Annotated in this window: 10 protein-coding genes; 7 read left to right on the top strand and 3 right to left on the bottom strand. The window is 49.8% G+C overall.

The genetic code is table 11. The annotated features are described in order from the left end of the window. Positions 1–5: 5 nt before the first annotated feature. The gene (locus tag BV405_RS08455) at positions 6–1,190 is read left to right on the top strand and encodes a vWA domain-containing protein (RefSeq protein WP_086480433.1); all 1,185 of its coding nucleotides are present in this window, start codon (positions 6–8) and stop codon (positions 1,188–1,190) included. A gap of 67 nt (positions 1,191–1,257) precedes the next feature. Here the strand turns inward: BV405_RS08455 and BV405_RS08450 are convergent, their stop codons facing one another. Together BV405_RS08450 and BV405_RS08445 are read right to left on the bottom strand one after the other, a co-directional pair. Then, entirely contained in the window at positions 1,258–1,728 is a 471-nt protein-coding gene (locus BV405_RS08450; RefSeq protein ID WP_217895607.1) for a MaoC/PaaZ C-terminal domain-containing protein, read from the bottom strand. Positions 1,729–2,015: 287 nt separating this feature from the next. Next, entirely contained in the window at positions 2,016–2,771 is a 756-nt protein-coding gene (locus tag BV405_RS08445; RefSeq protein ID WP_086480431.1) for an alpha/beta fold hydrolase, read from the bottom strand. Positions 2,772–3,172: 401 nt separating this feature from the next. On the opposite strand from BV405_RS08445, the gene BV405_RS08440 reads away from it, so the two are divergent. From BV405_RS08440 to BV405_RS08415, 6 genes are all read left to right on the top strand, one after another. Then, positions 3,173–4,798 carry an acyl-CoA synthetase gene (locus tag BV405_RS08440; protein WP_086480430.1) on the top strand — a complete coding sequence of 542 codons (1,626 nt, stop codon included), beginning with the start codon at positions 3,173–3,175 and terminating at the stop codon, positions 4,796–4,798. Positions 4,799–5,282: 484 nt separating this feature from the next. After that, complete coding sequence (locus BV405_RS08435) at positions 5,283–6,980, top strand: AMP-binding protein (RefSeq protein WP_086480429.1); 1,698 nt, start codon at positions 5,283–5,285, stop codon at positions 6,978–6,980. Positions 6,981–7,240: 260 nt separating this feature from the next. After that, entirely contained in the window at positions 7,241–11,230 is a 3,990-nt protein-coding gene (gene hrpA, locus BV405_RS08430) for an ATP-dependent RNA helicase HrpA (RefSeq protein ID WP_086480428.1), read from the top strand. Then, on the top strand, positions 11,230–12,174 hold the full coding sequence (locus tag BV405_RS08425; protein WP_086480427.1) for an alpha/beta hydrolase: 945 nt from the start codon (positions 11,230–11,232) through the stop codon (positions 12,172–12,174). Before hrpA ends, BV405_RS08425 begins: the two co-directional genes overlap by 1 nt. Positions 12,175–12,202: 28 nt before the next feature. Next, the gene (locus BV405_RS08420; protein WP_086480426.1) at positions 12,203–13,552 is read left to right on the top strand and encodes a porin; all 1,350 of its coding nucleotides are present in this window, start codon (positions 12,203–12,205) and stop codon (positions 13,550–13,552) included. A gap of 99 nt (positions 13,553–13,651) precedes the next feature. Then, complete coding sequence (locus tag BV405_RS08415; RefSeq protein WP_086480425.1) at positions 13,652–14,386, top strand: MlaA family lipoprotein; 735 nt, start codon at positions 13,652–13,654, stop codon at positions 14,384–14,386. A 66-nt stretch (positions 14,387–14,452) separates the two neighbouring features. Here the strand turns inward: BV405_RS08415 and BV405_RS08410 are convergent, their stop codons facing one another. Then, positions 14,453–14,791 carry a PilZ domain-containing protein gene (locus BV405_RS08410; protein ID WP_176330088.1) on the bottom strand — a complete coding sequence of 113 codons (339 nt, stop codon included), beginning with the start codon at positions 14,789–14,791 and terminating at the stop codon, positions 14,453–14,455. Positions 14,792–14,937 lie beyond the last annotated feature (146 nt).

Below are 14,937 nucleotides of genomic sequence, written 5' to 3'. Positions count from 1 at the left end.
CTGCTATGCTGATCGATTTTTTTAACGATATCCGCAAAGTTGGTATCCCTGTCAGTCTGCGAGAGTTGCTGGATCTGCTGGCAGCGCTGGAGAAAGGCGTGGCCTTTGCCAATCTGGATGACTTTTATCTTCTATCCAGAACCTGTCTGGTTAAAGATGAAAGCTACTATGATCGCTTTGACCAGGCTTTTGGTGCTTACTTCAACGGCTTGGAAGGCTTAGAGGATCTGCTGGATAGCCTGATTCCTGAAGAGTGGATCCGTAAAGAGTTTGAGAAGATGCTGACTCCGGAAGAGCGGGAGAAGATTAAATCTCTGGGCAGTCTCCAGGAGCTTCTGGATACCTTTAAAGAGCGGCTTGAAGAGCAGCAAAAGCGCCATGCCGGTGGTAACAAGTGGATCGGTACCGGTGGTACATCGCCCTTTGGTGCGTATGGCTACAACCCTGAGGGTATCCGTATCGGGCAGGATGGCAACCGCCACAACCGTGCCGTTAAGGTCTGGGATAAGCGCCAGTTTAAGAATCTGGATGATAGCGTTGAGCTGGGCACCCGTAATATCAAGGTTGCCCTGAAGCGCCTTCGCCAGTTTGCCCGAAGTGGTGCGGCTTCTGAACTGGATCTGGACGATACCATACGTTCAACAGCCCATAACGGAGGCATGCTGGACCTGAAACTGGTGCCGGAACGCCATAACAGTGTCAAAGTGCTTTTGTTCTTTGATGTGGGTGGCTCTATGGATGGTTATATCAAGACCTGCGAAGAGTTGTTTTCCGCTTGCCGAACCGAGTTTAAGCACCTTGAGTACTATTACTTTCATAACTTTATTTATGAATCGGTCTGGCAAAATAACCTGCGTCGCTTTGATGAACGCATTTCAACCTATGATCTGCTGCACAAGTATGGCTCTGACTATAAAGTGATCTTTATTGGTGATGCTTCGATGTCGCCCTATGAGATTGCCATGGCTGGCGGCAGTGTTGAGCATTGGAATGAGGAAAGTGGTGCTCAGTGGATGCAACGTGTGACGGATACCTGGAAGAATATTGTCTGGCTTAATCCGGTACAGGAACGCTACTGGGATTACACACAGTCGATCGGTATGACCCGTCAGTTGGTGCATGATCGTATGTTTCCGCTAACGCTGTCAGGTATCACTGAAGCGATGAATCTTTTAACGAAAAAGAGCTAACTCAAAACCATAAAAAAGGGAGCGATCAGCTCCCTTTTTTATCATCAGCAGCATCAGACTTAAGGTCTTAGCCGATGGTGATGGCTGGCAGCTCAGGCGCCTGAAGTTCAGACTTCTCAGTTGGTGCCATTACCGTTGCAGTACCCACAACAACTTTTTCGTCATTCTGGTTGGTTACCAGAGTATCGATCACAACACGGTTTTTGCTCAGCTTCTCTTTTACCGTCAGAGTAACGGTCAGAGTGTCCGCCAGTTTAACCGGACGGCGGAAACTCAGTTCCTGACCCAGATAGATGGTGCCAGGTCCTGGCAGAACCGTTGCCAGAGCAGCGGAGATCAGAGAACCGGACCACATACCGTGGGCGATCTGCTCACCAAACATAGTGGTTTTTGCGAAATCTGCATCCAGATGCACCGGATTAACGTCACCGGAAACAGCAGCGAACAGAACCAGTTCCTTTTCGGTCAGAGCACGTTCCAGTGTTGCGGTATCGCCAACCTGAATCTCATCGTAGGTTTTGTTAACCAGTACGGTCATTTTCATTCTCCAGATATCGTTTACTTACTGTTGTCTTGTTTCGCATGACTCTGAACACAGATCTTTGATCACTGACCTTCTATCCGTCGTCAATGATCTTCTATCAGGCCAGCGTTTAACTCAGATTATGATCACGTATATTACGTGATAATGACGCCTGATGTAATCTGAGGTTCGGACTGACTTGTGGCAATCAACGGTTAATAAAAACAAGATGTTTTGTTTAAAACAGGCTGCAGAGGCAGGCGCATTTCTATTCCCTATAGCCACAGTTAATTTGCGAAAGGTTAGCGTGCTTTGTTGTGCGTCGCAATAAACTGACTGACCAGTGGGTTCACAAGGTGAGGATGAGTCAAAGGCCCCATGTGTCCGCAGGGCAGGTTGTGGTGTTCTGCTTCATGGAAAACTGATCGCAGTGTACTCATTACCGCGTGAGTTGTTGGTTGGCTCTCTGCACCCTCCAACAACAGAACCGGACAGAGGATGGTTTTCAAATCCTTGGGCTGGCAGTCTTCATTAAGCAGGGCGGCAAAGTCATAAGCTACCTTGATAATGCCCTGACAGAAAATCGACTGCATCTTCTCATTTAAGCGGCTGAAGGTTCCTTCACCGTTCCAGTAATCGATAAAACAGGCGGCAGCAGATGCCGGATCATCCTGATCGATAAAGTTCTCAATCTTCTGGCTCAGGGCGAGCACGCTTTGCTGTTGAGGATCATCCTTACCCAGTAAGTGAAAAGCGACAGGCTCGAACAAAGTCAGACTAATCACTTTTTCCGGACGCAGACGTGCCAGACGAAGGGCGTTGGCTGCGCCGTAGGAGTGTCCTACCAGGTGGAAAGGTTGTTCCGGTATCTGATCCGATAATGCTTTTAGTTCAAACGCCAGCTGATGCTCCGAGCGCTGGCTCGTTGGCATTTCGGCTTTACCGTAGCCGGAAATATCCGGTGCAACAGATGGCTGGTTGATGGATTCTCTGAGCGCATTCCACTGTTGACCACTACTCATCGAACTGTGCAGAAAAAGAACCGGAGATGAACTCATTAGATGGATAATCCTGAAAAAAACAAGATGATAGAAAAGTATGCTGAGGTTTGATTCTAAACGCGGGGATTCAGGAAAAAACTAATAAATTATGACTGTCTGGTCGCAAATTATTAGGAAAATCCGCTATTGACTCAACTAAAGTCTGATTCTTTTGCGATGCAGCGTAATGCTTAATTCACATGCTAACTGGCAAGGTTAGTTTTAGATTCTGACCAGGCTTCTGCCACTTCTTTAGGTCAGCACAGGTTCCGGCATTGTGCAGGTGCCAACCGATCGCTAACACCAAACAGGGTGGACCCGGAACAGCCAAGTGCTGCACCAATTGTCCGTCTGCAGAAAATAACTAAAACTCTAAACGCTCAGAATAATAACAGGGCTCAGAAACAAAGGTATCTCCGATGCATCAGAATATTTACGATATGGGGCTGGAACAAACCCCTGCGAACTATGAGGCACTGTCTCCGTTAAGCTATCTGAAACGTGCGGCTTCCGTATATCCGAACTACACTGCGCAGATTCACCACGGAGAGAAAATTACCTGGAAAGAGACCTACCAGCGTGCCGTACGTCTGGCTTCTGCGTTGAATAAAGCGGGTATCCAGAAGGGCGATACCGTTTCCTTTATGTCTCCTAATATTCCGGCTCTGTTTGAGGCGCACTTCGGTGTACCTATGTCCGGTGCAGTTTTAAACGCACTGAACACCCGTCTTGATGCTGAGGCAATCGCCTTTATTCTGCAGCACGCTGAAACCAAAGTGATCTTTGTTGATCGTGAATTTTCTGATGTGATTAGTCGTGCGGTAAAAATGCTGCACAACAAACCCCGTATTATCGATATTGACGATCCTTACTACGAAGGTGGTGAGCTGATCGGTGATACCAACTACGAAGCTTTCATCGCTGAAGGCGATACCGATTTTGCATGGGAAATGCCGGGTAACGAGTGGGATGCGATCACTCTGAACTATACCTCAGGCACAACCGGTAACCCGAAAGGTGTGGTTTACCACCACCGTGGTGCTTACCTGAATGCGCAAAGCAATGTGATCTCCTGGGATATGGGGCATCACCCGGTTTACCTGTGGACGCTACCGATGTTCCACTGCAACGGCTGGTGTTTCCCGTGGAGTGTGGCGCTGGCGTGTGGTGTAAGTGTGAGTCTGCGTCACGTTCGTGTTGAGCCTATCTATGAATCGATCAAAGAACACGGCGTAAACCACTTCTGTGGTGCTCCTATTGTTCTGAATATGCTGAACAACGCTGATGCAGAGATGAAGGCCGGCATCAACCACGAAGTGAAGGTGATGACGGCTGGCGCTGCGCCTCCGGCTTCTGTGATCGAAGGTATGGAAGCGATGGGCTTTAAAGTGACCCACGTTTACGGCCTGACCGAAACCTACGGCCCATGTGTACTGTGTGAATGGCACAGTGAGTGGGACGAACTTCCTCCGGGCGAGCGTGCCAAACTGAAAGCCCGTCAGGGGGTTCGTGCACCGATGCAGGAAGGCCTGATGGTTGCTCACCCTGAAACCATGGAGCCGGTTCCTCAGGATGGTAAAACCATGGGTGAGATCTTCATCCGCGGTAACTTGGTCATGAAGGGCTACCTGAAAAACCCGAATACCACCGATGAATCCTTCGAGGGTGGCTGGTTCCACTCCGGCGATCTGGCGGTATGGCATGAAGACAGCTATATCGAGATTAAAGACCGCTCTAAAGACGTGATCATCTCGGGAGGTGAAAACATCTCCTCTATTGAGGTTGAAGATGTTCTGTACCGTCATCCTCAGATTATGGAAGCTGCGGTTGTTGCTAAGCCGGATGAGAAATGGGGCGAGACTCCTTGTGCATTCGTTGCACTGAATCCGGGTGCTGAGCTGACTGAAGCTGAAGTTATCCAGTTCTGCCGTGACAACATGGCGAACTTTAAGGCTCCGAAGAATGTTGTTTTTGGCGATCTGCCAAAAACTTCTACCGGCAAGATCCAGAAGTTTATGCTGCGTGATCGTGCCAAAGAGCTTTAAGGCTTAACCGGGCCTTAGGGCTCAAGACAGGACGTGCCGGAATAACTCGCTTCGGAGGTCCTGTCCTTTCCTGTCTGTAAAATTTTGCCCGCTTTGGGCATTCGGGGAGCGCATTGCGCTCCCTTTTTTATTGCGGTGAGAAAAAGTCTTGGTTTTACCGTTACTTAGCGCGCCATTGCTGTTTGCGTTAGAATGCTTTCTCTCTGTTTTAAAACTTTCCTGTTTTATTTCGGTCTATTCTGAATAAGAGTGTGTTTGGTTATTTTCAGCTGCTATCTTGTCAGATAAGGGGATTCGCTTTTGCCTCAGTGACAGGATAGATTTACGTCTATTTGATTTATCTGATTAATAAAACAAACGTGCGTTTCAATCGGTTGTTTTACTTTTATCTGTAACTGGTTTATGTTGATGCGCATAAAGATAACAACCTCTGTAGCTCCCTTGCGAGTGAGCCAATAACAATAAAGAAACGGGAGAAGAAGTCATGATGAGTCCGTTCTTCAAAGAGCGTTTTCCGGAAGGCGTATCCAGCGAGATCGACCTGACCGCATACAGCTCTGTACTGGATGTTCTCGACGAGGCCTGTAAGCGTTTTGCTGATCGTCCGGCCTTTTCCAATATGGGTAAATGCATCACCTTTGCAGAACTGGACGTGCTGGCACGCGACTTTGCAGCCTACCTGCAAAATCATCTGGGGCTGAAGCCTGGTGAGCGCATTGCCATTCAGCTGCCTAATACTCTTCAGTATCCTATCGCCCTGTTCGGTGCTTTGCGTGCCGGACTTGTTGTCGTTAATACCAACCCTCTGTACACCGAACGTGAGATGCGTCACCAGTTTCAGGATTCCGGTGCCAAGGCGCTGGTCGTGCTGGCGAATATGGCACATCTGGCGGAGAAAGTGCTGCCGGATACCGGTATCGAGCACGTCATTGTGACCGAGCTGGGCGATATGCACAGCTTCGTTAAACGTACCCTGATTAACAGTGTTGTACGTTATGTGAAAAAAATGGTGCCTGATTACAGTTTGCCAAATGCAATCCCGTTCCGTGATGTTCTGGCAGTGGGTAAAGCGCTTCCTCTGCAGGAGCATCACGCTGCGTCTGAAGATCTGGCGGTGCTGCAATACACTGGCGGAACAACGGGTGTTGCTAAAGGGGCAATGCTGAGTCACCGTAATCTGGTGGCGAATATGCTGCAGGCCCGCATCATCCTGAACACCATTTTGGATGAGGGCAAAGAGAGCATCGTTCTGCCTCTGCCGATGTACCACATCTACACCTTTACCGTCAGTCTGGTGCTGATGGAATCCGGTAATCACTCTTTGTTGGTAACCAACCCCCGTGACCTTCCTGCCTTTGTTAAAGAGTTGGGTAAAAACGAATTTACCGGCTTTGTTGGTCTGAACACTCTGTTTGTCGCGCTGGCGAACCGTGAAGACTTCAAGCAGTTGGATTTCTCTAAACTGAAACTCACTATCTCAGGTGGTATGGCTCTGACCCATGCCGCAGAAGAAGAGTGGCATGCGATTACCGGCTGTCATATCAACGAAGGTTACGGTATGACTGAAACCTCGCCGATTGTGACCTTCAATATTCCGTGCAAATCTCAGCTCGGTACTATCGGCTTGCCGGTTCCGTCTACCGATCTTAAAACCGTCGATGAAGAAGGTAGGGATCTGGAACACGGTGAAGTGGGTGAGCTTTGTGTGAAAGGCCCTCAGGTGATGATGGGCTACTGGAAAAATGAGTCAGCCACCAAAGAGATGATCGATGCCGATGACTGGCTGCATACCGGTGATATGGCCGTGATTCAGGATGATGGTTTTGTCCGCATCGTGGATCGTAAGAAAGATATGATCAACGTGTCCGGCTTTAATGTTTATCCGAACGAAGTGGAAGACGTTATCGTATCACATACCGGTATTATCGAAGCGGCGGCGATTGGTGTGCCGGATGATAAAACCGGTGAGGCGATCAAGGTGTTCCTGGTGCGTCGTGACGAGAACCTGACCGTAAAAGAGGTTCAGGAATACTGCCGTAGCCACCTGACCGGTTATAAGGTTCCCAAGCAGGTTGAGTTCCGTGATGAACTGCCAAAAACCAACGTAGGTAAGGTATTGCGTCGCACGTTGCGTGACGAAGAACTGGAAAATATCAAACAGAAGCAGGCTCAGGTTGCCTGATTGCTGAATATAGATTGAAGCGCCGGTACTGATCGCATGATCGGCGGCGCAATGTCTGTGGGTAAGGGGCTTCGGCCCCTTTTTTTTATGTCCGGGTTTTTATGTTCAGTTAAAGCTGACTGAGACTGACAGGAAACACTGGGTTTTCAGGCTGTTACCGGAAATCCTCTGCGTTTTATACGCAAACAGGGTAAAATACTGCCCCTTAATCGTTTTGTCCTCAGAATACGCGTTGAGTTTTACCAGAGGTTTCTCCCTGCATGGCTTCAGACACTACCCCGCAAACCGCTGCCCCGGAACAGCCTGAATATAAGGCTGCACCTGAGAAAGACTTAACCCATGCTCAGGTTGAATCCTTGTTGGCCAAGGTGATGCTGAAAGACCGTTTCCGGCTGCAGCAGGGCTGGCGTCAGGCGAAGAAGCAAAATGATGAGGAGAAACTGCAGAAGCTTTCTGCTCAGATTGCGCATTCAGCCCGGAAAGCGGGAGAGCGGGCCAAGCTGATTCCTAAGGTGGAATACCCTGAAAATCTGCCGGTCAGCCAGAAGAAAGAGGACATTGCTGAAGCGATCAAAAACAATCAGGTTGTAGTGATCGCCGGTGAAACCGGTTCCGGTAAAACCACTCAGATTCCGAAAATCTGCCTTGATCTGGGTTTGGGTGCCAAAGGTCTGATTGGCCATACCCAACCCCGTCGTTTAGCCGCCCGAACCGTTGCCGACCGTGTTGCCGAAGAGCTGAAAGTGCCTTTGGGTGAGCAGGTGGGTTATCAGGTTCGTTTTACCGATCAGGTAACAGACAATACTCTGGTTAAGCTAATGACCGATGGTATTCTGCTGGCGGAAACCCAGAACGACCGTTTTCTTAATCGTTATGAAGTTATCATTATCGATGAGGCCCATGAGCGCAGCCTTAATATCGATTTCCTGCTGGGTTACCTGAAGCAGCTGCTGCCGAAACGTCCTGATCTGAAGCTGATTATTACCTCCGCCACCATCGATGTGGAGCGTTTCTCTAAGCACTTCAACAATGCTCCGGTCATTGAAGTCTCTGGTCGTACCTTCCCTGCAGATGTGCTGTACCGCCCTTTGATGGAGCTGGAAGAAGATGACGAGCGAGACTTCGATCAGTATCTGCATCAGGGCATTCTGGAAGCAGTGGAAGAGATTGAGCAGATCGAGCGGGAACGCAAGTGGGGCACCGGGCCGCGGGATATTCTGATCTTCCTGCCCGGTGAGCGCGAGATCCGGGAAACCGCTGAAGTACTGCGTCGCGCCAATCTGCGGGGTACGGAAGTCTTGCCGTTATACGCCCGCTTAAGTGCCAAAGAGCAGAACAAGGTGTTCCAGAGTCATGCTGGACGCCGCATTGTGTTGTCCACCAACGTGGCGGAAACCTCTCTAACCGTGCCGGGCATCCGTTATGTGATCGACCCGGGTACTGCCCGTATCAGCCGCTACAGTTACCGCTCCAAAGTACAGCGCCTGCCGGTAGAAGCGGTATCTCAGGCCAGTGCCAATCAGCGGAAAGGTCGTTGTGGCCGTATCGCTGAAGGTTGCTGTATCCGTTTGTATAGCGAAGAAGACTTTATGGGACGACCGGAGTTTACCGATCCGGAGATCCGCCGTACTAATCTCGCCTCGGTGATTCTGCAGATGCTGAATCTGCGTCTGGGCAAGATCGAATCTTTCCCTTTTGTCGATAAACCGGATAATCGCTTTATCCGTGATGGCTTCCGTCTGCTGCATGAACTGGGTGCCGTGGATGACAAAGAGCGTCTGACCAAAGTGGGACGTATGCTGGCGCGCCTGCCGATTGATCCGCGTATCGGTCGTATGGTGCTCTCCGGTGCACAACACGGCGCGCTGAATGAAGTGCTGATTATCGCCAGTGCCCTGAGTGCTCAGGACCCACGGGAACGCCCGCACGACAAACAGCAGGCGGCAGATGAGAAACACAAGCAGTGGAAAGACGATCACTCGGACTTCCTCGCCTATGTGAACCTCTGGAACGGATATGAAGAGCAGCGGCAGGAGCTTTCCAACAGCCAGTTCCGCAAGTGGTGCCACAAGAATTTCCTCTCTTATCTGCGTATGCGCGAATGGTGTGATGTGCACCATCAGCTGAAACTGATGAGTAAAGAGCTGAAGCTTGAGTTTAATTCCAATCCGGCGGGTACTGCGGATCTGCATAAATCCCTGCTGCCGGGCTTGTTGAGCCATCTGGGTATGAAGCTGGAAGACCGTGAATATTTGGGGGCGCGTAACCGTAAGTTCCATATTTTCCCTGGCTCAGCACTGTTCAAAAAGCAGCCTAAATGGCTGATGGCGGCAGAACTGGTGGAAACCAGCCGCCTTTATGCCCGTCAGGTGGCAAAAATCGAACCGGAATGGGTGGAGCGTTACGCCAAACACCTGACCAAGCGCAGCTACAGTGAACCCCACTGGGAGAAAAAGCGTGCTCAGGTGGTCGCGGATGAAAAGGTCACCCTGTATGGCCTGCCGGTGGTGCCAAATCGTCGGGTGCATTACGGCCCGATCGACCCTGTGGTCTCTCGTGAGATCTTTATCCGTAACGGTCTGGTGGAAGGTGAGTACGACAGTAAAGCGTCCTTTTACCGCTATAACCAACAGGCGATTGCCGATGTCGAACAGTTAGAATCCAAGGTGCGCCGCCGGGATATTCTGGTGGATGATGACACCCTGTTCCGCTTCTACGATGAGCGTATTCCTGAGGGTATCTACAACGGTTCCAGCTTTGAGAAGTGGCGTAAAACCGCTGAAAAAGACGACTCCCAGATTCTGTTCTTTGATCCGGATGCCCTGAAACAGCGTGATCCGGATGAGGTTGCACTGGAAACCCAATACCCCGATCAGCTGGGGTTACAGGGTATGAAGCTGGCGCTGGATTATCGGTTCGAGCCGGATAACAAACAGCAGGATGGTGTCAGTATTCAGGTGCCGGTAGCAGGTCTGCAGCAGGTGAATGAAAACCGGCTGGAGTGGTTGGTGCCCGGTATGCTGCGAGAAAAATGCATCGCGCTGATTAAAAACCTGCCCAAGCAGGTGCGAAAAAACTTTGTGCCGATTCCGGATTATGTCGATCAGATTCTGCCGTTGCTGGAACCCTGTGATGAGCCGCTGACCGACCATCTGGCCGAGCGCCTGCGTCGTAAAACCGGCCTGCGTATCGATCCGGCCCTGTGGCAGACAGATACTCTGGAACCTCACCTGAAGATGTTGATTCAGGTGGTGGACGTTAAAGGCAAAGTGATCGGTCAGTCCCGGGATCTTGCTGAGCTGTTGGAGCAGTTCTCCGGCCATTCCGTTGAGCAGGTACGTATCAGCGGTGATGACAATTTCAAGCGTCAGGGTTTAACCGAATGGCCTTCGGATCTGACCTTGCCGGAGGCTCTGGAACAGGAACAGCAGGGTATCGTCCTGAAAGCCTTCCCAGCGCTGGTGGATAAAAAGGATAGTGTCGATGTCAGCCTGTTTGATCTGCAGGGCGAAGCCGAAGCCAACCATTGGCCGGGTGTCCGTCGCCTGCTGATGCTGGCCTTGCCGCAACAGGTGAAATGGATTGAGAAATCCCTGCCGGGTCTGAATCAGACCGCCTTGCTGTTTAACAGTTTGGGTAAAAAAGAGCAGTTTGTGCAGGATCTGCAGCTGGCAGTGTTCGATCGTGTCTTTAAATTGGATGCGACAGCAGACCCGAAAACCGATTTGGTGCCCCGTGATGCAGAGGCATTTGCCGAGTTATTGAATAGCCGTAGAGAATCTATTGGCAAAGAAGCGGAAGTAGTATTGAAGCTTTGCCACACAATTCTTAAATTAAATCATGAGATTCAAAAGAGCTTAAAGGGTAAAATTCCGCTGGCGCTGGCTTTTATTTACAGCGATATTCGCTTTCAGCTGGAACATATGGTCTACCCCGGTTTCTTACATCAGACCGGGCCAGAGTGGCTGGAGGCATTACCGCGATACCTTGAAGGTATTCTGATCCGTCTGGATAAGGCGGGAATCAACCGGGGGCGGGATCAGCTCTGGAGTCAGGAGCTGGCGGATCTCTGGGAAAAATACCAAACCAAAGCAGAACAATTAAAGCAGCGTGAAGGCAGTGCCAACCGGTTATTACCTTTCAGATGGATGCTGGAAGAGTACCGGATATCTCTGTTTGCACAGCAACTTGGCACCGCAATGCCGGTATCGGCAAAACGGCTGGATAAACTATGGAGTGAGTTAACCTGATGGCTTTAGATCGCCAAATTATCGAAGAACGAATCTCTTTACCGGTAACCCCTATGATGACCGCAGGGCTGCACCGTTTTACACCCCGCAATGGTGAGGTAAAGGGAACCGTACTGATGCTGCATGGCTTAATGCAGGGGAGTGATGTGTTCTTTGATCAGGTACGGGGCGGAGGTCTGGCCTATTATCTGGCGGAAAAGGGTTACGATGTTTTTGTTTGTCAGCTGCGTGGGCGTGATGCTACCAATGATCAGTTGAAGCTGGAGCCTTTTGGCCTGAAGCAGGTACTGCAGGAAGATCTGCCGCTTATCTGGTCATCCGTTGAGAAGCGTTGCCGTCATCAGGATATCTATCTGGTGGGCTATCAGTTTGGCAGCCTGCTCTGGAGTGCTATGTTGGCTCGACAGCCGGAACTGTTGGATAAGGTTCGTGGGATTCTGCATTTCTGCCCACAGCGTGCTTTGATTCCGGGCGGCAAACGTAAAAATTTCTGGTATGACTTTCTTGAGCGCAGCATGATGCCGAAGCTGGGCAAACTTCTGGGCTTTGTCCCTTCCCAGCGCTTCAAAATCGGTAAGAAAAATGAGTCCCTGCCGCTCTATTCCGATGCGCTTCAGTGGCGTAATGGTGAGTGGAAAGATCAGTGGGATGGTTTTGATTATCTGGCAGCTATGGAAAATATCAGTCTGCCGCCAAGTCTTTACTTTGTTACCTTAAAACAAGCCTGGCGAGGCCTTGAGCATGACTGCCGTGCCTTTATGTTTGAGCTGGGGCATCACAATGGCCGTATGATCAAGCTGGGTTCTAAGGTCGGTAATAAAGCTAACTACGCCCGCAATGAGCTTTGTACACATCTGAAGGCGGAAGAGGATTACTTCCCGCTGATTCTGGAATGGATGAAAGAAGTTTTACCTCAGAATCAGGATATTCAGGCCGCTTCCTGATCCTGATTTAGCAATTGCCGGGACAAGTATGTTCGCCAGTTCGCGTATTTCAGGTTATTGGATAAACCGTCAGCTTTTTCAGAATGAGGGTTTGTCCATCAGGCTATTCGTTCTGTTTACTCTCTTGATTGCCGGAGTGCTTGGGGCAAAGCAAAGTCAGGCATCAGCTCAGGATCTGAAACTTGGCTTGCTGGTTCGCGGGCAGTTCGAAGATCACCAGGGTATCTCAAAGGCGAAATCTCTGGCGTTAGAAGAAGCTGCCAGCCTGCCCCTTGCACGGGTTTATCTTGAAGGGGAGTTTGCTCCCCGAACAGATATCTATGTCGCCCTTGAAGCGGATGACATCCGTCTCAGGCTGCAGGAAGCCTATGTCGGTTATCTGATTAGCCCGGAGCAAGGCCAGCGTGATTCAAATCGCCTTCGACGAATTCTTCTTCATAGCAGCGTTGTGAATAATCGTTCCGTAGCGAATCCTGCAAGCAAGATAGCTTCGGGCGTGACTTCGGGTTCGGGGCTCTGGCTTCATGCTGGTCGTATGCGGGAGTCATTTGGCTTACAAAATCAAGCGCGCCCACAGGATCTCACTCTTCTGGCACCATCCGTTGCGTCATCCGCAGCAACAGATGCTGACAATCCGGAAGGATTGCGTCTTTCCTATCTTACCGATCAATCCACTACCCAATTCGGAGTATTTCATCACCGTAATGCTGATGTCGTGGGTGACGCCAGTCGACCGTGGAGTGGGAGTTTACGGTTGGCTGTCCGAACGCAACCTGCGGCGATGGGGCAGTTTCAGTTTGGTCTGAGTCTGGGGCTAAAAGATATCTTTGTCGGTAGTCGTTGGCAGGAGAGTGCTTACCAGCTGGATACCGGTTTCCGTGATTCCGCTCTGATTTCGCCGGTTTCCCTGTTCAACTCAGAGAGCAATGCGATTGATAGTGAACAGCGTGGCGCTCTGGAATTTGTCTGGCACCGTAAAGGTTTTACGGTCCAGTCAGAGAGCTTTTATCGCCAGATCAACGCAGTCCATGATGGTGTAGATGAATCGTTAAACGGTCATTACGTTGAACTCAGTTGGTTAACCAAAGGTGAACCCCGTTATTTCAGTCGTGACGGTATCCTTCAGCAGCCAAATCCAGTAGGTGCATGGGGCAGTTTCGAATGGATAACAGGTGTGGATGCTTTGAATGTTAATCGATCAGATACCGGGAAAACGGAGAATTATTATTCCTGGTTTCTGGGGCATAACTGGTATGCAAACCCCAATGTGAAAGTTTATTCTCTGTGGCGCTATTCTCAGGCAGATTCAGTCTTTGTTTCTGATCAGGAAGATGGCTTTGGCCATGGCGTTCGGTTGGGGGCTCAACTGAGTATCTGAGGTCTGAGACAGAGTGTTTTATACTCTGGTCCTCGGAGGTGAAGGGGTCTTAAACGCTCCGGTACGGATAAACAGAATGTCTTACTTTTGGATTTGTGAATGCGTGTTTTTCTGACAAAAATTCTTCTTTCCTTCGGTTTAGTTTTTCTCTCTGTTTCCAGTCATGCCAGTCAGGATCGAGATCCCTGGGAAGGCTGGAACCGCAACGTACATGAGTTTAACGAAGTGATGGATACCTACATCGCCCGGCCTGTGGCGAAAGGTTATCGCTTTATCACGCCGCGTTTTGTCCGAACCGGTGTCAGTAATTTCTTCAGTAATCTGGGTGAAGTCCCCACAGCGGTTAACGACCTCCTTCAGGCTAAACCCGGTGATGCCCTGAAGTCATCCGGGCGTTTTGTTATCAATTCAACGGTCGGTATTTTCGGTTTATTTGATGTTGCCACCTGGGTCGGTATTGAAGAGCATAAAGAGGATCTAGGTCAGACATTGGCGGTCTGGGGGGTTGGTAGTGGCCCTTATGTCGTCATTCCTTTCCTTGGTCCAAGCACGTTAAGAGACTCTCTCAGCATCTACCCGAACTATCAGCTGAATCCGCTTGAATATGCGCCTCTGACAGAAGAAGAAACTTACGGTGTGCTGGCTGTAGATCTGGTGCATCGCAGAGAAAGCCTACTGGATAAAGAGAGCCTGATCAGCGGCGATAAATACGTTTTCTTCCGTGATGCTTATCTGCAGAATCGTGAGTATGAGATCAAAGATGGAGTCGTAGAAGACAGCTTTGATGCTGGCTTTGATGATTTTGAAGATATGGACTTTGACGAAGACTTTTAAGGTAGGCTGTTGCGCTTCGTCATGATGGAAAATCTAAGAAGGTGGGGGCTGGCGTTTCAGCCAGCCTCAAATAATTTCGATAATTTTCAGACCGGCACAGTAGCGTGTCGGTTCTTCCATTGAATCCAGATCACCCTCAGCCACTTCAACAGGCATTTCAGCAACCCGAGTAATTTCCACTATCGCTTCAAAGGGTTCTTTGCCAAGATGCTCCCTCAACTTAAAGTGAGCCTTTGTTCCGGATGGTATTGCCTCAGAAAGCACCACCCGTGCACCTGTTGTGCTCAGGTCAAGGCACTGACCCAGCAAACGATCTTCTTGCTCTGTCAGCTGCAGTTCGCAGCTCAGGCTCAGACGTGTTCTCGGAAAAGCTCTTTTTTCACCGCTTGGCAGAAAAAATTCCATCGTCGACATCCTATACTTAAAAGCAGTCTCGGAAATATTACATTTTTTTTAGCCACTTGATCCAGTGCACTTATCTGCATTTCCCTTGTCTATGATAGGGTTTACACTATTCACTATAGGCAGGCTTAATCCATTTGCTATCTCTG

Source organism: Oceanospirillum sanctuarii, from assembly GCF_002150805.1.
Taxonomy (GTDB): Bacteria; Pseudomonadota; Gammaproteobacteria; order Pseudomonadales; family Halomonadaceae; genus Oceanospirillum; species Oceanospirillum sanctuarii.
The sequence above is the reverse complement of the archived record's forward strand: the minus strand, read 5'-3'. Positions and strand labels throughout refer to the sequence as shown.